The 24,716-nt window shown below is 31.1% G+C and carries 24 protein-coding genes; 17 read left to right on the top strand and 7 right to left on the bottom strand.

Annotation, left to right across the window (positions count from 1 at the left end):
- From Q1A15_RS10880 to Q1A15_RS10915, 8 genes are all read left to right on the top strand, one after another.
- Window positions 1-549 (top strand): cytochrome c, encoded by a 549-nt coding sequence (locus tag Q1A15_RS10880; RefSeq protein ID WP_299623214.1) that lies wholly within the window; start codon window positions 1-3, stop codon window positions 547-549.
- Between the two features lie 22 nt (window positions 550-571).
- Window positions 572-2,227 carry a quinol:cytochrome C oxidoreductase gene (locus tag Q1A15_RS10885; protein WP_299623217.1) on the top strand — a complete coding sequence of 552 codons (1,656 nt, stop codon included), beginning with the start codon at window positions 572-574 and terminating at the stop codon, window positions 2,225-2,227.
- Between the two features lie 30 nt (window positions 2,228-2,257).
- On the top strand, window positions 2,258-3,271 hold the full coding sequence (locus Q1A15_RS10890) for a cytochrome c oxidase subunit II (RefSeq protein WP_299623220.1): 1,014 nt from the start codon (window positions 2,258-2,260) through the stop codon (window positions 3,269-3,271).
- A gap of 35 nt (window positions 3,272-3,306) precedes the next feature.
- Entirely contained in the window at window positions 3,307-5,085 is a 1,779-nt protein-coding gene (locus Q1A15_RS10895) for a cbb3-type cytochrome c oxidase subunit I (RefSeq protein ID WP_299623223.1), read from the top strand.
- Window positions 5,086-5,192: 107 nt separating this feature from the next.
- The gene (gene ruvB / locus Q1A15_RS10900; protein WP_299623227.1) at window positions 5,193-6,215 is read left to right on the top strand and encodes a Holliday junction branch migration DNA helicase RuvB; all 1,023 of its coding nucleotides are present in this window, start codon (window positions 5,193-5,195) and stop codon (window positions 6,213-6,215) included.
- On the top strand, window positions 6,216-7,943 hold the full coding sequence (locus Q1A15_RS10905) for a solute carrier family 26 protein (RefSeq protein WP_299623230.1): 1,728 nt from the start codon (window positions 6,216-6,218) through the stop codon (window positions 7,941-7,943).
- 12 nt (window positions 7,944-7,955) lie between these two features.
- Window positions 7,956-9,356, top strand: a complete 1,401-nt coding sequence (locus Q1A15_RS10910; protein WP_299623233.1) for an MBL fold metallo-hydrolase — start codon at window positions 7,956-7,958, stop codon at window positions 9,354-9,356.
- A gap of 6 nt (window positions 9,357-9,362) precedes the next feature.
- The gene (locus Q1A15_RS10915) at window positions 9,363-9,755 is read left to right on the top strand and encodes a rhodanese-like domain-containing protein (RefSeq protein ID WP_299623236.1); all 393 of its coding nucleotides are present in this window, start codon (window positions 9,363-9,365) and stop codon (window positions 9,753-9,755) included.
- Window positions 9,756-9,788: 33 nt separating this feature from the next.
- On the opposite strand, the gene Q1A15_RS10920 is transcribed toward Q1A15_RS10915, so the two are convergent.
- The 6 genes from Q1A15_RS10920 to Q1A15_RS10945 form a co-directional block, all read right to left on the bottom strand.
- A complete protein-coding gene (locus Q1A15_RS10920) occupies window positions 9,789-12,230 on the bottom strand; it encodes a TonB-dependent receptor (protein ID WP_299623240.1) in 2,442 nt (813 codons plus the stop codon).
- Window positions 12,231-12,489: 259 nt separating this feature from the next.
- A complete protein-coding gene (gene arfB / locus Q1A15_RS10925; RefSeq protein WP_299623243.1) occupies window positions 12,490-12,894 on the bottom strand; it encodes an alternative ribosome rescue aminoacyl-tRNA hydrolase ArfB in 405 nt (134 codons plus the stop codon).
- On the bottom strand, window positions 12,884-13,540 hold the full coding sequence (locus tag Q1A15_RS10930; RefSeq protein ID WP_299623246.1) for an ATP-binding protein: 657 nt from the start codon (window positions 13,538-13,540) through the stop codon (window positions 12,884-12,886). Before Q1A15_RS10930 ends, arfB begins: the two co-directional genes overlap by 11 nt.
- Complete coding sequence (pnuC, locus tag Q1A15_RS10935; protein ID WP_299623248.1) at window positions 13,504-14,133, bottom strand: nicotinamide riboside transporter PnuC; 630 nt, start codon at window positions 14,131-14,133, stop codon at window positions 13,504-13,506. Before pnuC ends, Q1A15_RS10930 begins: the two co-directional genes overlap by 37 nt.
- Window positions 14,117-14,377, bottom strand: coding sequence for a hypothetical protein (locus Q1A15_RS10940; RefSeq protein ID WP_299623251.1), 261 nt, complete (start codon window positions 14,375-14,377; stop codon window positions 14,117-14,119). The genes pnuC and Q1A15_RS10940 overlap by 17 nt, the downstream gene beginning before the upstream one ends.
- A gap of 31 nt (window positions 14,378-14,408) precedes the next feature.
- Complete coding sequence (locus Q1A15_RS10945) at window positions 14,409-15,326, bottom strand: hypothetical protein (protein WP_299623254.1); 918 nt, start codon at window positions 15,324-15,326, stop codon at window positions 14,409-14,411.
- Between the two features lie 237 nt (window positions 15,327-15,563).
- Between Q1A15_RS10945 and Q1A15_RS10950 the strand changes: the two genes are divergently transcribed.
- Window positions 15,564-16,262 carry a hypothetical protein gene (locus tag Q1A15_RS10950; RefSeq protein WP_299623257.1) on the top strand — a complete coding sequence of 233 codons (699 nt, stop codon included), beginning with the start codon at window positions 15,564-15,566 and terminating at the stop codon, window positions 16,260-16,262.
- A gap of 256 nt (window positions 16,263-16,518) precedes the next feature.
- On the opposite strand, the gene Q1A15_RS10955 is transcribed toward Q1A15_RS10950, so the two are convergent.
- Window positions 16,519-17,145, bottom strand: a complete 627-nt coding sequence (locus Q1A15_RS10955; RefSeq protein ID WP_299623260.1) for a 4'-phosphopantetheinyl transferase family protein — start codon at window positions 17,143-17,145, stop codon at window positions 16,519-16,521.
- Between the two features lie 62 nt (window positions 17,146-17,207).
- Between Q1A15_RS10955 and ahcY the strand changes: the two genes are divergently transcribed.
- From ahcY to Q1A15_RS10995, 8 genes are all read left to right on the top strand, one after another.
- Window positions 17,208-18,524, top strand: a complete 1,317-nt coding sequence (gene ahcY / locus Q1A15_RS10960; protein WP_299623263.1) for an adenosylhomocysteinase — start codon at window positions 17,208-17,210, stop codon at window positions 18,522-18,524.
- A gap of 116 nt (window positions 18,525-18,640) precedes the next feature.
- On the top strand, window positions 18,641-19,063 hold the full coding sequence (locus tag Q1A15_RS10965; RefSeq protein ID WP_299623266.1) for a hypothetical protein: 423 nt from the start codon (window positions 18,641-18,643) through the stop codon (window positions 19,061-19,063).
- 93 nt (window positions 19,064-19,156) lie between these two features.
- Window positions 19,157-20,017 (top strand): hypothetical protein, encoded by an 861-nt coding sequence (locus Q1A15_RS10970; protein ID WP_299623268.1) that lies wholly within the window; start codon window positions 19,157-19,159, stop codon window positions 20,015-20,017.
- 51 nt (window positions 20,018-20,068) lie between these two features.
- The gene (locus Q1A15_RS10975; RefSeq protein ID WP_299623271.1) at window positions 20,069-21,190 is read left to right on the top strand and encodes a DUF2891 domain-containing protein; all 1,122 of its coding nucleotides are present in this window, start codon (window positions 20,069-20,071) and stop codon (window positions 21,188-21,190) included.
- The gene (locus Q1A15_RS10980) at window positions 21,183-22,409 is read left to right on the top strand and encodes an Nramp family divalent metal transporter (RefSeq protein ID WP_299623275.1); all 1,227 of its coding nucleotides are present in this window, start codon (window positions 21,183-21,185) and stop codon (window positions 22,407-22,409) included. The genes Q1A15_RS10975 and Q1A15_RS10980 overlap by 8 nt, the downstream gene beginning before the upstream one ends.
- Complete coding sequence (gene pxpA / locus Q1A15_RS10985) at window positions 22,399-23,130, top strand: 5-oxoprolinase subunit PxpA (RefSeq protein ID WP_299623278.1); 732 nt, start codon at window positions 22,399-22,401, stop codon at window positions 23,128-23,130. The genes Q1A15_RS10980 and pxpA overlap by 11 nt, the downstream gene beginning before the upstream one ends.
- On the top strand, window positions 23,114-23,848 hold the full coding sequence (pxpB, locus tag Q1A15_RS10990; RefSeq protein ID WP_299623281.1) for a 5-oxoprolinase subunit PxpB: 735 nt from the start codon (window positions 23,114-23,116) through the stop codon (window positions 23,846-23,848). Before pxpA ends, pxpB begins: the two co-directional genes overlap by 17 nt.
- Window positions 23,841-24,683 carry a biotin-dependent carboxyltransferase family protein gene (locus Q1A15_RS10995; RefSeq protein WP_299623284.1) on the top strand — a complete coding sequence of 281 codons (843 nt, stop codon included), beginning with the start codon at window positions 23,841-23,843 and terminating at the stop codon, window positions 24,681-24,683. The genes pxpB and Q1A15_RS10995 overlap by 8 nt, the downstream gene beginning before the upstream one ends.
- Window positions 24,684-24,716 lie beyond the last annotated feature (33 nt).

The raw sequence follows: 24,716 nt of genomic DNA on the forward strand, positions 1-24,716 counted from the left end.
ATGAAGAGTTTAAAAATAATTATTGCTTTATTAGTAGTTACAGTATTTGTCTCTTGTAACAATAAGCGCAAGCCTCAAGTTCAGTACATGCCAGATATGTATGTTTCTGTACCTTACGATGCAAACGGTGCTTCATCTGCAGGTGATATTCCTGTAAATAGATTACCTGTAGCAGGTACAGTGAGTAGAAATGGAGTTGTAGCATACGATATCCCAGATACAAATGATGGATATGAAAAAGCTAAATTAGAACTTAAAAACCCATTAAAGAGTACTAAAGAGAATTTAGAAAATGGTAAGAAAATGTATGGTATCTACTGTGCAGTCTGTCATGGAACTAAAGGAGATGGAAATGGTATTTTAATGGAGAGAGAAAAGTTCTTAGGTATTCCTAATTACAAAGACAGAGACATTACTGAAGGAAGTATTTACCATGTGTTAATGTATGGTAAAAACATGATGGGATCTCATTCTTCACAGCTTACTTACAAAGAACGTTGGCAAGTTGTTCAGTATGTTCAGAAATTAAGAAGTGAATTAAAAAAATAAGTCTATAATAGATAGTTAAGATATGTACCAGTTTTCAGGAAAATTAAAAATGCTTGCTATTGGATTAATGGTGATAGGACTTATTGGAACTGCTATCAGTTTCATGAGTGCCCCTAAATCATTACAAGAAGCAAAAGACATTTTAGCGAAACAAGAAGCATCACATCATGGTGGACATGGTGGAGGTCATGGAGAAGTAAAAGATCACCATGCAGATGCAGAACATAAGACTGTTGAGCATAAAAAAGAAGATGCTCATAAAGAAGATCACAAAGAAGCTAAAGCTGTAGATACAACAGCTCATACTAATGATCATAAAGAAGTTAAAACTGATTCTACAGCTCACAGTACTGAACACAAAACTGAAGAGCATAAAGAAGAAGCACACGGAGAAGAAGCTGCTAACCATGCAGAAGATACTCGTTTAACGGATAGTTTAAATGGTCATGTAACTGAAAAAGCTCACGTAAATCCAGCACATGATTCTGGTGCACACCACGCAGAAGAAGGTCATCACGATGATCACCATGCAGAGCATGCATTTCACCAAATGCAAAACAAGCCCTGGTCTGCTGTTTACGTATCTCTAATTTTCTTTTTAGGAATCTCTCTTTTAGTAATGGCTTTTTATGCTGCGCAAAGAGTTGCTCATGCAGGTTGGTCTATTGCTTTATTTAGAGTTATGGAAGCTATTACGGCTAACTTACATTATGTAAGTGTAATCATGTTAATATTCATCATCATCACTGCGATGCACATGAATCATTTATTTCCATGGATGGTTGAAGGTACTTTCGATCCATTAAGTGATAATTATGATCCTATTGTAGACGGTAAGAAATGGTTCATGAATTTACCAGGTTGGGTAATTAGAAGTATTTTCTATTTATTAGTTTGGAATGGATTCCGTTATTTCATAAGAAAGAAATCTATTGAGCAAGATAATGGTGATTTAAAATTACACAAGAAAATATACAATACATCAGTAGTATTCATATTATTATTCATGATTACTGAAAGTATGATGTCTTGGGATTGGATTATGGGTATTGATCCTCACTGGTTCTCTACATTATTCGGATGGTATGTTTTAGCAACTTTATTAGTATCTGCTTTAACAGTAATTTGTTTAGTAACTCTTTACTTAAGAGCTAAAGGGCACTTACCATTTGTAAATGATAGTCATATTCATGATTTAGCTAAATTTATGTTTGGTTTCTCTGTATTCTGGACTTATTTATGGTTTGCTCAATTCATGTTAATATGGTATGCAGATATGCCAGAAGAAACTACATATTACGCTTTAAGATTTAAAGAGTATGTTGTTCCTTTCATCGGTATGATCGCTTTAAACTTTATTTTCCCAATCTTATTATTAATTAATAGTGAGTTTAAAACAATTCCTTGGATATTAGTAATTGCAGGTGTATTTATTTTAGTTGGACACTATGTAGATTTATTTGTAATGATTATGCCAGGTACTGTTGGAGCTCATTGGGGATTCGGAATAGGTGAAATAAGTGCTTTCTTATTCTTCTTAGGATTATTCATCTTTGCAACATTTAATGCTTTTTCTAAAGCTAATCCAATTGCAAAAGGAAATCCATTTTTACATGAAAGTGAGACGCACCACTATTATATTATAGAACATAGAGGAGAAGATAACGCTCATCATTAATAAACAGAATTAAAAAATAAGTATATAAGTATGCTAGCTTTATTTTATATTTTCATTGCAGTAGCAGTAGGAGTAAGTTTTTGGCAAATCACTCGCGTAATGAACTTACGTAGTGTAATTGCTAATGATGACGATAATAACAAACAAGGAAAGATTGCTCTAGGGTTTATGGTGTTTCTATACGCTATGATGATCTATTGCTTATTAGCAATGAATGTGATCATGTTACCTGAGAGTGCATCTATTGAAGGTGAACACGATGATAGACTTTTTAATATCACATTTATTTTAATAGGTGTTGTTCAGTTTATCATGCAATTCTTAATCTTCTTCTTTACTTACAAGTATAGAGGTAATAAAGATAAGAAGGCTTTATTCTTTGCAGATAGCCACAAGTTAGAGTTAATTTGGACCGTAATTCCAGCAGTAACAATTGTATTGTTAATTGGATATGGTTTATGGCAATGGAATAACGTAATGTATGTTGGTGACGATGAGAACCCAATCGTAATTGAAGTTTATTCTCAACAATTCCGTTGGGATGCACGTTATGCAGGGGCTGATAACGAATTAGGTTTAGGTAACGTTAACTTTATCGATATCAACAAAACCAACACAATGGGAGTTGATATGTCTGATCCAAAAGCTCAAGATGATAAACAAGTAACTGAACTTTACCTTCCAAAAGGGAAAAAGATATTATTCAAGTTCCGTTCACAAGATGTTTTACACTCTGCTTACATGCCTCACTTTAGAGCTCAAATGAACTGTGTGCCTGGTATGGTAACTCAATTCTCTTTTACGCCTAAATTCACTACTGAAGAAATGCGTAAAAACCCTGAGGTTATCGCAAAAGCAAAAGGAATTAATAAGATCAGACAAGCAAAAGGAGAAGATCCTTATGTGTTCGATTATTTATTATTATGTAACAAGATTTGTGGAGCTTCTCACTACAACATGCAAATGAAAATTACAGTTGTAGAAGAAGATGACTACAAAAAGTGGTTAGGAGAGCAAAAAACATTAGCTCAAAGAATTCAATAAGATTTTAAGTAAAATTTATTAAGAAAAAATAAATTATGTCAGGAGAACATCACCATCACAAAGAAACATTTGTAACAAAGTACATTTTTAGTACTGATCACAAGATGATTTCGAAGCAATTCTTGATCACAGGGATGTTTATGGGTATCATTGGAGTATTTATGTCAATGTTATTCCGTTTACAAATTGCATGGCCAGAAAAATCGTTTTCTATAATTACAGCATTTTTAGGAGATCACCAACAAACTGACGGTGTAATGAACCCAGATACATATTTGGCATTAGTTACAATACATGGTACTATCATGGTATTCTTCGTATTAACTGCAGGTTTAAGTGGTACATTCTCTAATTTATTAATTCCATTACAAATTGGTGCAAGAGATATGGCGTCAGGTTTCTTAAACATGGTGTCGTATTGGTTATTCTTTATTTCATCAGTAGTAATGGTAGTGTCTTTATTTGTTGAAGCTGGACCAGCATCAGCAGGTTGGACTATTTATCCGCCGTTATCAGCTTTAAAACAAGCGATTCCAGGTTCAGGTTTAGGTATGACTTTATGGTTAGTATCTATGGCGATTTTCATTGCATCATCGTTAATAGGTTCACTTAACTATATTGTTACTGTATTAAACTTAAGAACAAAAGGAATGAAGATGACAAGATTACCATTAACAATGTGGGCGTTCTTTGTAACAGCTATCATTGGTGTAATCTCTTTCCCAGTTCTTTTATCTGCGGCATTATTATTAATATTCGATAGAAGTTTCGGAACTTCTTTCTACTTATCAGATATATTCATTTCAGGTGAAGTATTACACTACCAAGGAGGTTCTCCAGTATTATTCGAGCACTTATTCTGGTTCTTAGGTCACCCTGAAGTTTATATCATTTTATTACCAGCATTAGGTATTTCATCTGAGGTAATTTCTACAAATGCTAGAAAACCTATCTTCGGATATCGTGCAATGATTGGTTCTATCTTAGGTATCGCATTCTTATCAACAATCGTATGGGGTCACCATATGTTTATTTCAGGAATGAACCCGTTCTTAGGATCTGTATTTACATTCACAACAGTATTAATTGCAATTCCATCAGCAGTAAAAGCATTTAACTATGTAACTACTTTATGGAAAGGTAACTTACAATTAAATCCAGCAATGTTATTCTCTATCGGATTAGTTTCTACATTCGTAACAGGAGGTTTAACTGGATTAGTATTAGGAGATTCTGCTTTAGATATTAACGTACACGATACATATTTCGTAGTAGCTCACTTCCACTTAGTAATGGGTGTATCTGCTTTATTCGGAATGTTTGCTGGTGTTTACCACTGGTATCCAAAAATGTATGGTAGAATGATGAATAAAGTAATGGGATACTGGCACTTCTGGTTAACTATTATATCTGCATATGGAGTATTCTTCCCAATGCACTTTATAGGGTTAGCTGGTTTACCAAGGCGTTACTATACAAATACAAACTTCCCAATGTTCGACGATTTAGCAGACATTAACGTATTTATGACTGTTATGGCAATCATCGGAGGTGTGGCTCAGTTAATTTTCTTAGCAAACTTCTTTATCTCTATGTATAGAGGACAAAAAGCTTCGCAAAACCCATGGAAATCTAATACTTTAGAATGGACTACTCCAGTAGAACATATCCACGGTAACTGGCCAGGTAAAATTCCAGAAGTTCACAGATGGGCTTACGATTATAGTAAAGTTGATGACAACGGAAACTATGTACACGGACAAGATTTTGTTTTACAAACAGTACCTTTAAAAGACGGTGAAGAGCCATCTTAAAAAGTGAAAAATATAAAAACAAAAAGCCTTTCTATTAAAGAAAGGCTTTTTTATTATCCATATTAATACTTATAAGTATATTAGCACTACCGAATTTGATTTGATGTATGAACGAGCATTTAAACCCTGAAAATACCAATTATTCTAATGAAGAAATGGACGTTGAAAAAAAATTACGTCCCTTATCTTTTAGTGATTTTACAGGACAAGATCAAGCTATTGAAAACCTACAAATATTTGTTGAAGCAGCAAATCAAAGAGGTGAAGCTTTAGATCATACATTATTTCATGGACCTCCAGGTTTAGGGAAAACTACTTTAGCCCACATTTTGGCAAATGAATTAGGAGTTGGTATTAAAGTTACTTCAGGTCCTGTTTTAGACAAACCAGGAGATTTAGCCGGATTATTGACCAATCTTGATGAAAGAGATGTTTTATTTATAGATGAAATTCATCGTTTAAGTCCGATTGTAGAAGAGTATTTGTACTCTGCTATGGAAGACTATAAAATTGACATCATGATTGAATCTGGACCAAATGCTAGAACAGTTCAAATCAATTTAGAACCATTTACTCTAGTTGGTGCAACAACAAGATCAGGTTTACTAACAGCTCCAATGAGAGCTCGTTTTGGAATCAGTAGTCGTTTACATTACTATTCTACGGAATTATTAACTACTATTATTCAACGTAGTTCAGCAATCTTAGGAGTTCCAATTTCTATGGAAGCTGCTATCGAGATTGCAGGAAGAAGTAGAGGAACACCTCGTATTGCTAATGCGCTTTTAAGAAGAGTTAGAGATTTTGCTCAAATCAAAGGTGATGGAAATATTACTATTGAGATTGCAAAATTTGCATTAAAAGCATTAAATGTAGATGCACATGGTTTAGATGAAATGGATAATAAAATTTTATCTACAATCATCGATAAATTTAAAGGTGGTCCGGTAGGAATAACAACATTAGCGACAGCAGTTGCTGAAAATGCAGAAACTATTGAAGAAGTTTATGAGCCTTTTCTAATTCAACAAGGGTTTATCATGAGAACACCGAGAGGAAGAGAAGTAACAGATTTAGCTTATAAACACTTAGGAAGAATTAAAGGAAGTAATCAAGGAGAATTATTTTAAGTGAGAATACAAAAAATCATCCCGCTTTTAGATTGGTTGCCAAATTACAAGAAATCCCAATTTAAAGGAGATGTTGTTGCAGGTTTAACTGTAGCAACTGTACTTATTCCGCAAGGTATTGCTTATGCTTTAATCGCGGGTTTACCTCCAATTTATGGATTGTATTCTGCATTAATTCCTCAAATTATATATGCTATTTTCGGATCTTCTAGACAAGTAGCTATTGGTCCGGTAGCTACAGATTCTTTAATTGTAGCGGCAAGTGTATCTACAATAGCTTTAATGGGATCTGAAAGTTATATCGCTATAGCAATTTTCTTAGCACTACTAGTTGGAACGATTCAGTTTTTAATGGGAGTTTTCAGGCTAGGTTTTATAGTAAACTTCTTATCAAGACCCGTAATTACAGGTTTCACTTCAGCAGTAGCCATAACAATCGGTTTAAATCAATTTAAAAACTTTTTTGGAGTAGATTTTCTACAAAGCGATCAAATACATATTCTACTTGAAGATATATTGAGTAGAGTTACAGAAGTAAACTTAAAAACAACAATAATTGGATTAATTACTAGTGTAATAATTATTGTTTTAAGAAGTATTAATAAGAAAATTCCAAATGCTCTAATAGTTGTTGTTTTAGGTATTGTGCTAATGGCATCATTTAGTAGTTTCTTTTCTGAAGTTGCTATTGTAGACAGTATTCCTTCAGGTTTGCCAAGTTTTGCTTTTCCAGAGTTAAATTTTGGTTTAGTTAGAGAATTGCTACCAATGGCTTTTACTTTAGTAATGGTAGGATATCTAGAAACAATTTCTATTGGTAAATATTTAGAGGCTCAACAAGATGAATATAAAATAGATCCTAACCAAGAATTAATTGCATTAGGATTAAGTAACATTTTTGGTTCATTTTTTAAATCTTACCCTTCAACATCTAGCTTTTCTAGATCGGCAATTAATTTTGACGCTGGAGCTAGAACAGGTGTAGCTGCTTTTATTTCTGCTGGCTTAGTAGTACTTACATTATTGTATTTAACACCTGTGTTTTACTTTTTACCAAAAACAGTATTAGCAGCAATTATTATTGTGGCAGTATTTAGACTGGTAAATATTAAAGAGGCTAAATTTCTTTGGAAAGCTAACATTCTTGATTTTTGGTTATTAATGTCCACCTTCTTTTCAACATTATTTTTCGGAATCGAATATGGTATTTTAATCGGAGTAAGTTTATCATTAATTGTATTAATTTATAGAACATCTCGACCAAATGTAGTAGAATTAGGAAAAGTACCTGATTCAGATTTTTACAGAAACAAGAATAGATTTAAAGAAGTAATTTTAGATAACGAAGTTTTAGTTTTTCGTTTCGATGCTCAAGTTTTTTATGCTAACGCAAGTTATTTTAGAGAACGTTTAGAGTATATGGTGAAGAAAAAAGGAAACGAATTAAAACTAATCGTTTTAGATGCAGAAAGCATTAATAGAGTAGATAGTACAGGAATTGAAATGTTAAAACAGCAAGTTCAATTCTATAAAAATAAAGGAATAACATTTTATCTTGCTGGAGTTAAAGGTCCGGTAAGAGACGATTTATTTAGAGGTGGTTTATTAGATATTATAGATTTAGATCACTTTTTTATGCGTGCCAATGGTGCCGTAACATTTTTCAAAACAGGAGATAATACAAATCAGAAAAAATACGCTCAGTATATACATCAAGCCTATAAATAAAGAAACTGAATTATGAAGATTGAACAAATTTATACCAATTGCCTATCGCAAGGAACTTATTATATAGAAAGTAATGGAGAAGTAGCCATTATAGATCCTTTGCGAGAAGTACAACCATATATTGATAAAGCAAAAGAAAGCGGAGCAACAATCAAATATATTTTCGAAACTCATTTTCATGCTGATTTTGTAAGTGGCCATATCACTTTAGCAGAAAAAACAGGAGCAACGATAGTTTATGGTCCAACTGCGGAAACAAACTTTACATCTCATATCGCAAAAGATTTAGAAGTATTTAAGTTAGGAGATATTGAAATTATAGCATTGCACACTCCTGGTCATACTTTGGAAAGTACTACGTATTTAGTAAAAGATGAATCAGGTAAGAACCATGCTGTTTTTAGTGGAGATACTTTATTCATTGGAGACGTAGGAAGACCAGATTTAGCTCAAAAAGGAGATATTACTCAAGATGATTTAGCTGGATTGTTATTTGATAGCTTACGAACGAAGCTGATGACATTAGAAGATGAAGTGATTGTGTATCCTGCACATGGAGCTGGTTCTGCTTGCGGAAAACATTTAAGCAAAGAAACTGTAAGCACAATCGGAAATCAGAAACAAACAAACTACGCTTTAAGAGCGGATATGACAAAGGAGGAATTTATTAAAGAAGTGACTACTGGTTTACTTCCGCCACCTGAATATTTTCCTTTAAATGTAAAACTGAATAAAGAAGGTTATAAATCTATTGATGATATTATAGCGAAAGGATCGAAGTCTCTTTCTGTAGATGAGTTTGAATATGTAGCAAATAAATACGAAGCTCTAATCTTAGATGTAAGACATCAAGCAGACTTTATTCAAGGATTTGTACCACAATCTATTTTTATTGGTTTAAATGGCTCTTTTGCGCCTTGGGTTGGAGCATTAATTAGAGATACAGAACAATCAATAGTTTTAATAGCTCCAGAAGGCAAAGAAGAAGAAACAATAACAAGATTAGCAAGAGTTGGTTTCGATAATGTTTTAGGTTATTTAGAAGGAAGTTTTGAAAGCTGGAAAACTGCAAATAAAGAATTTGATACATTATCATCGGTTTCTGCAAATCATTTAGAAAAAGCAATCTCTGAACAGGCAACTGTTTTTGATGTTAGAAAACCTGGAGAGTATGAAGCAAATCACATAAAAAATGTAGATAACACTCCATTAGATTATTTAAATGATTATATTAGTGTATTCCCTAAAACTAAAGATTTCTATATCCACTGTGCAGGTGGCTATCGTTCTGTAATTGCAGCATCAATTTTAAAATCTAGAGGATTTCACAATGTAATAGATGTGGCAGGAGGATACAAAGCCATTAAAGATACTACTATAGAAAGAGTAGCTTCTGCTTGTGCATCTAAATAATTTGAGATGAAAAAAGTCATTCTATGGTTTATGTGTATTAGTATTTTTATTTCTTGCTCTAGTAGTAGTGATGAAATACAAACTATAACTGTAGATAAACTTCAAGAGATAATTATTAAAGACAGAAATATTCAAATTTTAGACGTAAGAACATCAACAGAAGCTTCCGATGGAGTAATTTTTAATGCCATTCAAGTAAATTTAGTTTCTGGTAGTTTTAAGTCTAAAGCAATTGATCTTCTAGATAAAGAAAAGCCTGTATATGTATATTGTAAATCGGGTAGAAGAAGTAAAATAGCCGCAGGGATTTTATATAAAAACGGTTACGACGTGTTTAATGTAAGAGGTGGTTATGTTGCTTGGGAGAAAAAAATGATAAAAAATATAAATAAGGAATAAAAAAAACCGAGTGAATTCACTCGGTTTTTTTGTTTAGAACTTTAATGTTGCTCCAATTAAAAAGTTTCTAGTTGCTTGTGGATAAAATCCTGCACCATCAACCGTAGTTGTAACTCCTGGATTCGACCAAGTATCATCAAAGAAGAAATAATAACCTCTGTCAACATATTCTCTATCAAAAATATTATTTACTAATCCTGTTAATACTATAGAATCAAAGATCTTATTAGTTTTGATTTCATAAATAACATTTAAGTCACTCGTAAAGTAACTATCTAGTCGTTCATTATCAGAAATTCTTCCGCTTAAATTCCCCATAAATTGTTCACCTACAAATTTTGATAAAAATGAAATCTGTAAATTTTCAATAGGCTTATAGTTTAAAGCATTACCAACGATTACGTTTGGAGAAAAAGAAATATCTGTGTTTCCTAAGTTTTCTATAGCACCATCGATTGGAACTCTAAAATCACGATTTTTATTAGCACTAAAAGCCACATTTGGTTGTATTGATAAAAAGTCAGTTAAAATTACACTGGCATCTATTTCTAAACCTAATCTATAGCTACTTCCACTAGTTTCTCTAAGTGGCTCACCAACATTGTTAATCGCTCCTGATAATACCAATTGATTTTTATAATCCATGTAGTATACATTCGTGTTAACTTTAATACTACCTGTATTTAATCTCCAACCTAACTCAAAATCATCTAAAGTTTCATGTTGAGAATTACCACCTTCAAAATCGTTTCTGTTTGGTTCTCTATTAGCTCTTGCATAAGATGCATAAAGACTATTATTATCGTTTACTTGATATGTTAAACCTAATTTCGGATTGAAAAAGTTAAAATCTTTATCAACATCTAACGGATCACGATCTGAAGTTAATCCGTTTGTTCTGTAGCTAACAAATCTTCCTTGTAAATCTACATACGCATTAAGTTTATCATTAATACTAATGTTTGCTTTTACAAAAGAACTTAAGTCGTGCTTTTTTGCATCACTAAAATAATAGCGATCACGAATATTTGTACCCGGAGCTAAATCACTTCCCCAGATTACTTCTCCGTAATGATCATTGCTATAATTACTATAAGATCCTCCAGCAATAATTTCTAATCCTTTTAACGTGTAAGTTGCAGAAGCATTAACTACATAAAAATGATTATCTAACCATCTACGAACAATTACATCACTATTATCAGCAATAAGATTATTAAAATCAGCAGCATCTTCATTTTCTTTAAACTGTTCAAAATATCCTTTACCACGTGTATAGTTTAAACCAATATTAGTTGAAATTTTATCACTGAATTTTTGATTCCAATGTAGTTGATAATGATCTTGCCAATAATTATCAGTTTCGTTATCGTATAAATAATGATTGTATCTACGATCTGAATTTCTAAGATTATCTGCTTGTTCTGGAGTTAATCCGTTATTCACAATAAAATCTTCAATTCCTTGTTGATCTCCAGTAAGACGAGCTTCAGGAGTTCCGAACCAAGCTTGGTAAGTTTGTTCAGTTCCACCAAAAACAATAGCTTTAATTAAAGTATTATCATCAATATAACTTCCTTGTAAAAAGTAAGATTTTAAATCTGTAAAAGCTCTGTCGATATATCCGTCAGAATAAATATTAGACAAACGACCAGAAAGTTCGAAATGATTATTTAATAAACCAGTAGTAAACTTTACAGTATGTTTTCTAGTACCAAAAGAACCAAACGAATTTGATACTTCACCACCAGCTTCTTCAGAAACAGCATCAGTTAAAATATTTAAACTAGCTCCGAATGCTCCAGAACCATTTGTTGATGTTCCAACACCTCTTTGTAACTGTAAACTTTGTGTTGAAGAAGCAAAGTCTCCTAAGTTTACCCAAAATGTACCTTGGCTTTCAGCATCGTTGTACGGAATTCCGTTAATTGTAACATTAATTCGAGAAGCATCAGAACCTCTAACTCGCATATAGGTGTATCCAACTCCAGCTCCAGCATCAGAAGAAGAAATTACTGAAGGTAAATAGTTTAATAAAACAGGAATATCCTGACCTAAATTACGTTTAGCGATTTCTTTTTTACTAACGTTAGAATATGTCATAGGGGTTCCTGCTTTAGCTCTAATGGAAGAAACTAAAACTTCTTCTAAAACATTTTCTTCTGAAGTAAGTTGAATAACTAAATCTTTTGAGTTAGTAGAGATTTTCTTTTTAATAGTTCTGTATCCTAAATAAGAAACTTCAAATAAATACTTTCCTTCAGGTAATTTAATTTTAAAATTTCCATCAGCATCTGTGGTAGATCCTTTCTTAAGTTCACGAACAATTACTGTAGCACCAATTAATGGTTTTTTTGCATCGTTTACTACTTTACCTGATAACACAACAGATTGAGCTTGAACTGATAATGAGATTGAAAAAAATAAAAGAGGTACTAATATCTTCACTCTTTTACAAATGGTTAAAAATTTCATTTTAAATGAAGAATAAAAAGAGGTAATTATTCTATTGTATAATTTTGAATAATTAATTCATAGACACCGTTGTAAAAAGGCATAATTTTCTTGCCTTAATGCTCTAGTGTGTTTTCCCTAAACAGCATTACCTGTTCTAGGTTCAATGGGTATGATCTCAGCCAGATTTTTAAAAATAAAAGTTCAAAAATAAGGCACCCCTTTACGAGAACGTTGCAAAGTTAAGTTGGAATTTTTAAATAGCGAACAATAATTAGAACTAATCTATTTTAGGTTTCTTACGAAGTTGTTTTTTTACTGAATGAAACTGTTTGTTTTTAGCTTTTTTAATTACTGAAGCACGAGTTGGTTTAGTATTTCTTCGCTTTTTTTCTTGAATAAGATTTTGTGATAGCAATTGAAATAATCGAGTAATTACAAGTTCTTTGTTTTTGTGTTGCGATCTACTTTCTTGACAAGTTAAAATCAGAATACCTTCTTTTGTTAGTTTCTTATCAAGTTTACGTAATAACAATTCTTTTTCTCGAATCGAAAGTCCGTTTGAATCTTGTAAAGAAAAGCTAAGTTCTATTTTAGAAGATACTTTGTTTACATGTTGTCCGCCAGCACCAGAACTTCTAACAGCTTTAAATAAGAGTTCTTTTTTAATAACCTCAAAAATCATTATACATATGATTTTCCATGTTGGTAGTATGATGTAAGAAATGAAGATCTAAATCAATTAGAGTATCAGAAGTAGTAGATTCTCTCTTTTGAAGTAATTCATCGATAAGTTTTACAGCTTTTTTGAAACGAGTTTCTTTATCTCCTTTTAGTAAAATATACGGACGATCATATTTTTCTAAAGCATTTTTAAAAGCTTTAAACATTTCTTCACGTTGTTCTGGTCGATCTCTTAAATCATCAGCTTCCCAAGGAGTGTCGATATAAGTTAGGAAATATAAATCATATGAATTTTCAACAGCAGCTTTATCAAGTAAATCATCAACAAAACCTCCATAATACTCTTCAGAATATACTTTAGTTTCTAATAGATCGGTATCGCAAATTAAAATGTTATTAGCTTTTTTCGCAAGATTGTTTTCTAAAGTTATTTGTCCTTCAGCAATAGGAATGATATCTTCTTGCTCACAAATTTTTTGTTCTCTGTTCCATTTATCCTGTAAGTATTCTCTAGCATATTCAGGAACCCATTTGGTATTGTAATGTTTTGCCAATTGACGCGATAAAGTTGTTTTACCTGTACTTTCAGGTCCAAATAAAACGACTTTAATTATGCTGTTTTCCTGTTGTCTAAGTCTTTTTTCCATGCTAAATATCCTAATACAGCTATAATTGTAAAAATTAAATATTGAAAACTAGTAAATGTAAAACCTTTATAAAGATACAAAGGAACGGAGATAATATCACCAATAATCCAATAAATCCAGTTCTCGATTTTTCTTCTGGCCATAAGCCACATTCCTACAAAAAATATGGCAGTAGTAACAGTATCTATATAAGCTGTCCAGTTATTCCATTTGTCGAAAATTGCATATACAACATACACGAAAATTAATGTAACAAAGAAAATAACAACGCTAATTTTCTTTTCATAAGGCGTGGTTCTAGAAATCGGAGTAACATTTGTATCAGAAACTTTACGAGTCCAAATATACCAACCATAAACACTCATGATAAAGTAATACCCGTTAATCATCATATCTCCTAAAAGTTCCCATTTTAATAAAAGATATACGAAAATGGCAGTACTAATCATTCCGGTAGGAAAAACCCAGATTTTATTTTGTTTAGAATACCAAACAGATAAAAAACCGAAAATAACAGCGATAATTTCTAAATAAATATCTAGTGTACTGTACGAATAATATTGACCGAAAAGAAAATCAAAAATTTGGTTCATAATTACTACGATCAGATTTAACAATTTTCATTTGAAGTAAACCATTATCGATAAGCTCAAAAGCTTCTTTAATCTCTTTGGTTAATAACTCCATTACGGTATCATATTCTCCATAAACTTGAGTGCTTAAAGGATTTTCTAGAACTATGATTCCAGAAGCTCTTAATTTTTTGATGAAATTAATAATAGGTTCCTCAAAGTTATCTTGTAGTGGAGTGAGTGTTAGCTCTACTGATATTTTCATTGAATAGTATTTCCGACAAAAATAAAGACTATTATTCAAATAGTCTTTTTAGATCTTCTTTAGTAGTTTTTTTAAGATTCGGATTAAGTAATTTATTATTTAGATTTTGATTAAGTTTTATTTTATCTGAATAATAAACGCTTTTCTTTCTGTCAATAATATAATCTTCTTTTATAACAATTAAGAAGGTTTTTTCGAAAACAGGAATGTCTTTAAAGTTTAGAGGATCATTAGGGAATTTTGTGATTTCACTATACATTTTAAGATTTTCATAGTAGATAAAAAACCTTGGTTGAAAATATTTATTTCCTTTCTTTTTAAAATTGAAACTTATAGATTTTTTAACCTTAATAAAATTAGGAATAAAGACCGATTTAAGGTTTTTTGGAATAAAAAAGTTATAGCTATCAGTTGTTAACCGAGGATATTTTTTATTGTATTCTTCTTTGGTAAGGAATTTTCTATTACCTGATTTTACTTTTTTTGCAATCGAGTCTTTGTGAAGCGAAATCTTTGTGTAAATACCACCTCCTAATAGAATTATGACTTCATCATATAAATGACTTGCAACAATCCATTTTACGTTTTTTGACTCTTTTTCCGAATGAAATATTTTGTGTTCTTGATATTTCAAATTATTATTTGGAAGAAAAACCTCTAATTTTTTACCTTTTTTCAACATTATCTGTTTTCCTTTATCTGATTTAAATGAAAATTTTAATGATTCAATTGTATTTTTCTTTCCGTTATAATTTTCTCGTAGTTCTAGAGTTAATTTTGAATTTGGACTAACGTTTAAGTCATCTTTTAAAAAGTAAATTACTGTGCCTTTTTTACCAGTTATTTCTTTTTCTACAATTGTATCTAAATTAAAATATTGTACCTCTTGACTTAATAATGACAAAGAATGCCAGAGCGAGATAAAAATGATAAGATACCTTTTTTTCATAGTAATTCAGTTTTTAATAATGAGTAACGTGTAAACAAAACACATACCAAACTTTGACTACGCTGTAACTCTATGTTTAAAATTAAATTAAGCAGAAAAAAATATCGATATGAAACTAGACTTGAAGTGTGTATGTTATGATTTATATGTGGTTCATGAAAAGGTGTTTAAATTTTTAAATGACTTTTTCTTTATATCAGAAAAAACATAGTAATTTATCCCCAAAAATTATTTAAAATGAAAGATCAAAGATATATGTTGGATTTTGAAACCACCATAGATATTGATAGTAGAAAAATGATTATTCCTAGTTTAGATGGAGAGTATGTTAAGAATAGAGAAGAGTTTTTTGATATTCCTGGTCATGCTAACAAGGTATTTGAAGAAAATAAGGAATTTGATTATTTAATTCCTAGATATTCAGATGAGTATATTGAGGTTGAGTTTTTATGTGATTTTCATAGTTGGATAGGAGAAAAGCCTAGCTTTTTTTCAGGGATACCGATTTCAAAACGAATGAAAGAAATTGTAGAAAAATTCAATTTATATCCAAATAAGTTTTACGGAGCTAAAGTGATGTTTAAAGGTGAGTATCATGAATATTACATATGGCAATTTTTTTTAGACGGATTTAATAAATTCGTGGATTTAGAGAATAGTACTTTTTGTGAATGGAAAAGGAGAAAGAGAATAGGTGATGATATTATAACAGTTTCAAATTTGGATGAGTTGTTAGATTATGAAGACGATCATGAATGGTGGAATTGGGGTTTTGAACGTGCAGTTATGAAAAAAGAGTATAAAGATATTGATGCAGCCAAATTAGCTTATCCTTATGGTATACTAATAAGTGAACGTTTAAAAAATGCATTAGAAAGAGCTGAATTAACTGGTTTTAAGATTACTTCATTTCCTATGAAATTTGAATATTTATAAATAAGAGAATTTAGATGTTATCAGGTGTATAAAAAAAATAAACTAAAAGAGATATTAATCTATTTTGTAAAGGAAGTAAATCAAAAAAGATATTATCGAAAATATTACTAGTTCAGCCCAATAAATTTGTTATTCATTTTAACAGATAAAAACTTATTGCCAAGTCACCAGAATATTAACTTTGATTACTGATTACTGATTACTGATTACTGATTACTGATTACTGATTACTGATTACTGATTACTGATTACTGAATCACAACGCATAAACACAAGTAAAATCTTCAATCTCTAAGAAGTTAATATCAAAATTAGAAGTAGTTCCTTCGTAAAGAATTTTTCCAGTAGTAGTATCATTTTCAAAAGAGAAATCTTCCACATAAATATGGTCTAGAAAAAGTAATTTTTTCTTTCCATAAATTTTATACAAACTCTCTTTTGCTCCCCAAACAACAGTTAATTTACTAACTAAAGCGTCGTGGTTTGCAATAGATTTATATTCTTCTATTGGAGTAAACTTATGGGCAATTTTTACAATCTTATCACGCCTTTTTTCTATATCAATTCCCACTTTTTTTTGCTTAGAAACGATTAATGCAGAAAAAGTAAAAGAATGCGTAATAGAAATATGAGTTCCGTCTTTTAAATGCGGTTTACCAAACTCATCATAAAATAAATCATGATCATCATAACCTACTTCTCTAAGTAAATGACGCACACTTAAGAAACCTCTTTGATGTAATTCAGATTTCATATTAGAAACACGCTGAAGGCTTTGAGGAGTAAGATTGATGTCTCGAAATAAGTCGTCATAAGACTCTTCAATCTTCCAAATCAAAACTTTAGCAGTATTATTAACAGTTATTGTTTTGTATAGAGGCATGTTTTAGAAAGTTATTTTGTAATTTTGCGACTCAAATTCAAGAAAAATAAAGATACAAAAATATGAGCACAAAAACCGCTGCGTATGTTCCTTACAAAGTTAAAGATATTTCTTTAGCAGATTGGGGAAGAAAAGAAATCGAATTAGCTGAAGCAGAAATGCCAGGTTTAATGAGTTTACGTGAGGAGTATAAAGATGAGCAACCTTTAAAAGGAGCAAGAATTGCAGGATGTTTACACATGACGATTCAAACTGCGGTTTTAATTGAAACTTTACAAGCTTTAGGAGCTGAGGTTACTTGGAGTTCTTGTAACATTTTCTCTACTCAAGATCAAGCTGCTGCTGCAATCGCTGCTGCTGGTACTCCAGTTTATGCTTGGAAAGGAATGAACGAAGAGGAATTCGATTGGTGTATCGAACAAACTTTATTCTTCGGAGAAGATAAGAAGCCATTAAACATGATCTTAGATGATGGTGGTGATTTAACAAACATGGTATTAGATAAATATCCAGAGTTAGCTGAAGGAATCAACGGATTATCTGAAGAAACTACTACTGGAGTTCACCGTTTATATGAAAGAGTAAAGAACGGAACTTTACCAATGCCAGCAATCAACGTAAACGATTCTGTAACTAAATCTAAGTTTGATAACAAATACGGATGTAAAGAATCTGCTGTTGATGCAATTCGTCGTGCTACAGATGTAATGTTAGCAGGAAAAAGAGTTGTTGTTTGTGGATATGGAGATGTAGGTAAAGGTACTGCTGCTTCTTTCCGTGGAGCTGGTTCTATCGTTACTGTTACTGAAATTGATCCAATTTGTGCTTTACAAGCTGCAATGGACGGTTTTGAAGTAAAGAGATTAGAGTCTGTTGTAGGAAACGCAGATATCGTAATTACTACTACTGGAAACAAAGATATCGTTCAAGGTAAACATTTCGAAGCTTTAAAAGACAAAGCAATCGTTTGTAACATTGGACACTTCGATAATGAAATCGATATGGCTTGGTTAAACGAAAAGTATGGAAATACTAAAGTTGAAATCAAACCTCAAGTTGATAAATATACAATCAACGGAAACGACGTAATCATTTTAGCTGAAGGACGTTTAGTAAACTTAGGATGTGCTACAGGTCACCCAAGTTTCGTAATGTCGAATTCATTCACAAACCAAACATTAGCACAAATCGAATTATGGAATAATGCTGATGCTTACAAGAATGATGTATATATGTTACCAAAACACTTAGATGAAAAAGTAGCAAAATTACACTTAGCTAAGATCGGAGTAGAATTAACAGAATTACGTCAAGATCAAGCAGAGTATATTGGTGTAACTGTTGAAGGACCATTCAAACCAGAACATTACAGATACTAAGATTAGTAGCTCGTTATATATTTAAAACCTCGTCATTAATTGACGAGGTTTTTTTATTTATGATTTTGTTAGTAAAATTCTAACAAACATGTATTTATATTCGCCTCGTTATAAACATGAAGAGCTATATGTTGTTGGTGAAAAAACTATTTGTTAAGATTTCAGTAAGTTTCTTTCTTTCAGGGTTTTTATTTGCACAGAAAAATCCTAATGTAACTTCAAGAAAAGGATTTGTTAGTCAAATTGGAAATATAAAAATGAAGCTTAACTCAAAAGATAAAGACGACAAAACGAATTTAATATTTAATTCAACCATCTTCTTTGATTCAAAACTTTTAATAGAAGAGAGTTTGTTTGATAGCTTTAAGAACTGGGAGAAAAAGAAAAAAGGTTTAGAAGGTTTGTTAGGAGACGATGGAAGAGATGAATATGATGGAGTTGCGCATCAAATTGTAAAAGATATAGATAAAGAAATTCGTTGGACAAGAGAGCTTTTCAAAAAGAGTGATTTTAATATTAATCTTGTTTTTGGATTTTAACATAAAAATTAAACCTCGTCAATGGCGAGGTTTAATTTTTTTAGGAAGAATTAAAGAGCTATTTATTAAGTTTGCGAAAACTCAATAAATGCTATGTTATACCTATTAAATGCTATTATAATCTTTATGTTATTCGATGTGATAAGTGTATCAATAACATACCTTTTATCCTCGTATTATAATATTAATGTTGAAGAAATAAGACTTTGGTGTAATTCAGAAAAAAGAGCTTTGGTAAACTTTAAATTAAAATACCCAATTTATATTGGGTTGAATCCTATTGCTACAGGAGTTAAGTATAAAAGCAAACCAGATGAGTTTGATGAAAATTTTGAAGAAGAAAAATCTGATTTCATTTATTTTGAAGACTTAAGATTTAGAGATCGTTCATTTATTGCTTTAACTAACAGTCTTATTTATTTGGTAGTATTCTTTATCTATTTTTCATATCGCATAGATATGCCAAGAGAAGGTTTAGGTTCTATTTTAGAATTATCTTTAATTATAGCAGTTGTAACAATTTTAGCTTTAAAATTCTCTCTTTGGCTCAAAAAAATCAAACTATCAGTTATTGAATCTTATGTAGTAAGTAAAATATTGTACATATTTCTACTCTTAGGAGTTTTAGTGATAATTGACAAAAATTACATACCGTTTTATACACAGATTGAAAATTTATTTGCCTGGAAATATTATATTAAAGATTTTATAAATAACCCAAGTTTAGCTAAATCTGTAGAGGTTGCTTTTTGGGCAAGATTTCTTATTTATTTGCCATCATTATTTCCAACTCCTTTTGGTATAGGAAAGTATTTTGCTATGATAATTTATCTGTTATTCACTGGGAAATATTACAAAGAGAAAAAGGATTATGGCTTTGAGATTTTAATATATCCAATTATTATCTACGGAGCTTATATATGGATACTATTAGGTTTATTTTTTACACTATAAAAACAAACTCCACAGATTTCATTACATTTATATCAATCAAATAAACTACAAATGAGATCTATACTATTTTTGAGTGTTTTATTAGTCTTAGGTGCTTGTAATTCTAAAAGCGAAACAAAAAAGGAGGAAATGAAAAAAGAAGCAGTAATACAACAGCAGGTTGAGTTGCCAAAATTGAATCTAGCGCAAGCGAATAAATTAGCGTCACTTCCAATTCATTGTATTAATGTAGAATATCCTAATAAGTTAAATCAGACTATAGGAAGTGCAAAAGATTTACAATCACCAAAAGAATTGCATCCTGCATTTTATGGTTGTTTTGATTGGCATTCTTCGGTTCATGGACATTGGAGTTTAGTGGCTTTACTAAAACAATTTCCGAATTTAGATAATGCAGAAAGTATAAAACAACAGTTACTTCAGAACATTTCAAAAAAGAATATAGAAAAAGAAGTCGCTTATTTTGACGGGAAGTTTAATAAAAGTTACGAGCGAACTTATGGCTGGGCTTGGTTATTAAAACTATCAGAAGAATTATATACTTGGAATGATCCTGTAGCAAAACAATTAGAACAAAATTTACAGCCATTAACCAATTTAATGGTTAGAAAATATATAGAGTTTTTACCAAAATTAAAATATCCAATTCGTGTTGGAGAACACACGAATACGGCATTCGGACTAACATTTGCTTGGGATTATGCAAATACAGTTAATAATGTTGAACTAAAATTATTGATAGAAACTAGGGCAAAAGAGTTTTATTTAAAAGATCAAGATTGTCCTTTATCATGGGAACCGAGTGGTTTCGATTTTTTATCGCCTTGTTTACAAGAAGCGGCTATTATGAAAAGGGTATTACCTAAAGAAATGTTTAAAGACTGGTTACAAAAGTTTTTGCCGAAATTAAGTAGTACCGATTTTCAATTGGCTGTTGGTGAAGTTTCAGATCGTAAAGATGGAAAATTAGTGCATTTAGATGGAGTAAACTTTTCTAGAGCTTGGGCTTTATCTAGAGTTATCAAAGACATGCCAGAGTACAATCATTTAAAAACTTCAATTAAAGAACATATAGAGTATTCATTACCAAATTTAGTTGGAGATAGTTATGAAGGCGGACATTGGCTTGGTAGTTTTGCTATTTACGCTTTAAATGCAGCTGATAATGATTAAAAAATGGTTCAAAAATATTGGTCCGGGTACACTTGTCGCGGCAGCTTTTATAGGTCCAGGAACAGTTACATTATGTAGTATTGCGGGAGCAAACTTTGGTTTTAGTCTTTTATGGGCTATGTTAATTTCTATTTTAGCAACCATTTTTTTGCAAGAAATGGCAGCTCGTTTAGGAATTGTAACACAAAAAGGATTGTCTGAAGTTATTAGAAATGAAATTCAAAATCCGTTACTAAAAAAGATTATGATCATTTTAATTTTAGTGGCGATTGTAATTGGAAATTCATTATACGAAGCCGGAAATATAAGTGGAGGAGTTTTAGGACTTGAAACAATAATCGGGAAATGGGAATTCTCTTCAGGTTCGTTTAATGTAAACTTCATTAGTATTACCATAGGAATAATTGCTTTCTTTTTATTGTACATCGGGAACTACAAATTTTTAGAAAGAGCTTTAGTAAGTCTAGTAATCTTAATGAGTATTTCTTTTGTAACTACGGCTATTATTACAAAACCTAATTTACTAGATATTTTCAAAGGATTATTTGCATTTAAAGTACCAGAAAATGGATTGTTAACTGTTATTGGTTTAATAGGAACCACAGTTGTTCCGTATAATATTTTCTTACATGCTTCTTTAGTGAAAGAAAGATGGAATAAAAAAGAAGACTTATCTGCAGCAAAAAAAGATACTATAGTGTCAATTTTTTTAGGCGGATTAGTTTCAATAGCAATTATTATTTCTGCAGCAGCTGTACAATCAAGTACAATAACTAACGCATCAGATTTAGCTCAAGGCTTAGAACCTTTATACGGAAGTTTAGCAAAGTATTTCTTAGCAATAGGTTTATTTGCAGCTGGTATAACTTCAGCAATTACGGCTCCTTTAGCAGCAGCTTATGTAACTAAAGGATGTTTAGGTTGGAATGTAGATTTAAAATCGAAACAATTTAGAAGTGTTTGGATTTTTATTCTTGTGCTTGGAATTTTGTTTTCATCATTAGGAGTAAAGCCAATTCAAATTATAAAAGTTGCGCAAGTTGCAAACGGATTATTATTACCATTAATTGCAGGAATTCTACTTTGGGTAATGAACAAAGAAACTATTTTAGGAAGATTCAAAAACACCAAGTTTCAGAATTTTATTGGATTGTGTATAGTAACGTTTACCATTTTCTTAGGATTAAAAAGTATTTTGAAAGTATTCCATGTATTTTAAAAATGTAGATATCAATTCTGATGTAGGTGAAGGTGTAAATAACGAAGCGATTTTAATGCCTTTAATTTCTTCATGTAATATTGCATGTAATGCACATGCTGGAAGTGTAGAAATTATAGATAAGGTTATTGATTTAGCAGTACAGCATAATGTGAAAATTGGAGCACATCCATCGTTTCCTGATCGAGAAAATTTTGGTAGAAAAGTTATCGAAATTTCAAATGAAGAATTAGAGCAAAGCCTGAAAGATCAAATCCAATTATTAATTGATAGATCAACAAATCAAAATGCTAAAATTCATCATGTAAAACCTCACGGAGCTTTATATAATATAGCTGCTATAGATAAAAACTACGCAACTATAGTTTTAAATGCTATTGAAGAAACAATCACTGATGCGTATTTATATGCACCATACAATTCAGTAATTGAAACTTTAGCAAGAGAGAGAAATATCAAAGTGAAATTTGAAGCGTTTGTAGATAGAACTTACAATAATGATTTATCGTTGGTATCTAGAAGTTCGCCAAAGGCTCTAATTACAGATAAAGAAGAAGCTTGGCAACAACTTAAAGAAATGGTACAACATCAAAAAGTAAAGACACTTCATAATAATATTATCACTATTGAAGCCGATACTTTTTGTGTACATGGAGACAATGCACATGCTATTGATATGTTGAAATATATTAATCTAAAACTTAATGAGTTTAACAAGTGATTTAAGTTATAAACGCTACGGAGAAAACAGTATTCTAATTAATTGGAATATGGAAGTTTCGCCTTCTTTGGTTGATAAAATCGTAAGTTTTAAAAATCAAATTCTTCAAGAACAACAAAAACGAGTTCAAGATTTTATTGTCGGTTATAATTCGTTACTAATTGTTTTCAAAGAACATGATTTAAAATTTTCTGAAGAGGTTTCCTACTTAAATACATTATATTCTAAACTAGAAGTAAAACTAAAGTCAAAATATATTTGGGAAATTCCCGTATGTTACGACGAGGTTTTTGGTTTTGATCTAGAACAATTGTCTAAACAATTACATATTTCTTCAGAAGATTTGATAAAGCTACATAAGAAACAATTGTATACTGTTCATTTTATTGGTTTTTTACCTGGCTTTTTATACTTAGGAGGTTTAGATAAACAATTACACGCACAGCGAAAATCTACACCGCTTTTAAAAGTTCCTAAAGGAGCTGTTGCAATAGGAGGAGAACAAACAGGAATTTATCCAAATGAAAGTGCTGGAGGTTGGCATATCATAGGAAGAACACCAATTAATTTCTTTAATGTAAATCAAGATATTCCTTGTTTTGCTAAAGCAGGAGATAAAATTCAGTTTAAAGAAATTAATCAAGATGAGTTTACTGTTGTAGAAAGAAAAGTAGCAGAAGGGAGCTATGTTTTACAAAAAACAGAAATGCATGATTAAGGTTTTACATTCAGGTTTTTTTACTACAATTCAAGATAGAGGTCGGTTTGGTTATGCACATTATGGAGTTCCAGTTTCTGGAGCAATGGATTTGTATGCTCATGAATTGGCTAATGCAATTTTAGATAATAAAAATAATGAAGCTACTGTTGAAATTACTTTTGGTGGAGCGAAGTTTGAGTTTTTAGAAGATTGTACAATTTGTGTTACTGGAGCTGATTATGAAGCTAAAATAAATGGAATAACCTTGGTTCTAAATAAAATGTTGTCAGCAAAAAAAGGAGATGTATTGACTTTTGGTAAACGAAAATTCGGAGTTAGAACTTATTTAGGAATCAAAGGAGGAATAGAAGTAAAAGAAGTACTACAAAGTAAGAGTTTTTACAAAGGAATTACAGAACAACAAGTCTTAAATAAAGGAGAGGTATTAACTACAAACAAGCAGAAGAATTCAATAAGCAATACCAATACTAAAATTAGTGTAGATGTTAATCGTTTTATTACACCAGAAATAGAATGTTTACCAGGACCAGAGTTTGGTAGTTTATCCAAAAATCAGAAGAAACAGTTACAAGACAATATCTTCACTATTTCAGGAAATAATAGCAGAATGGGATATTTTCTTGAAGAAACCATAGAGAATTCTCTTCCATCAATGTTGTCATCTGGTGTTTTACCAGGAACGATTCAATTGACACCTTCAGGTAAACTAATTATTCTAATGCGAGATTGCCAAGTAACAGGTGGTTATCCAAGAATTTTACAATTAACATCAGCATCAGTAAGTAAACTGGCACAAAAGACGACAAACGATACAATCAGCTTTGTTTTATAAGTTGTATATTTAGAATCTAAAAAATAAATTATT

The organism is uncultured Tenacibaculum sp. (genome assembly GCF_947495995.1).
Classification (GTDB): Bacteria; Bacteroidota; Bacteroidia; order Flavobacteriales; family Flavobacteriaceae; genus Polaribacter.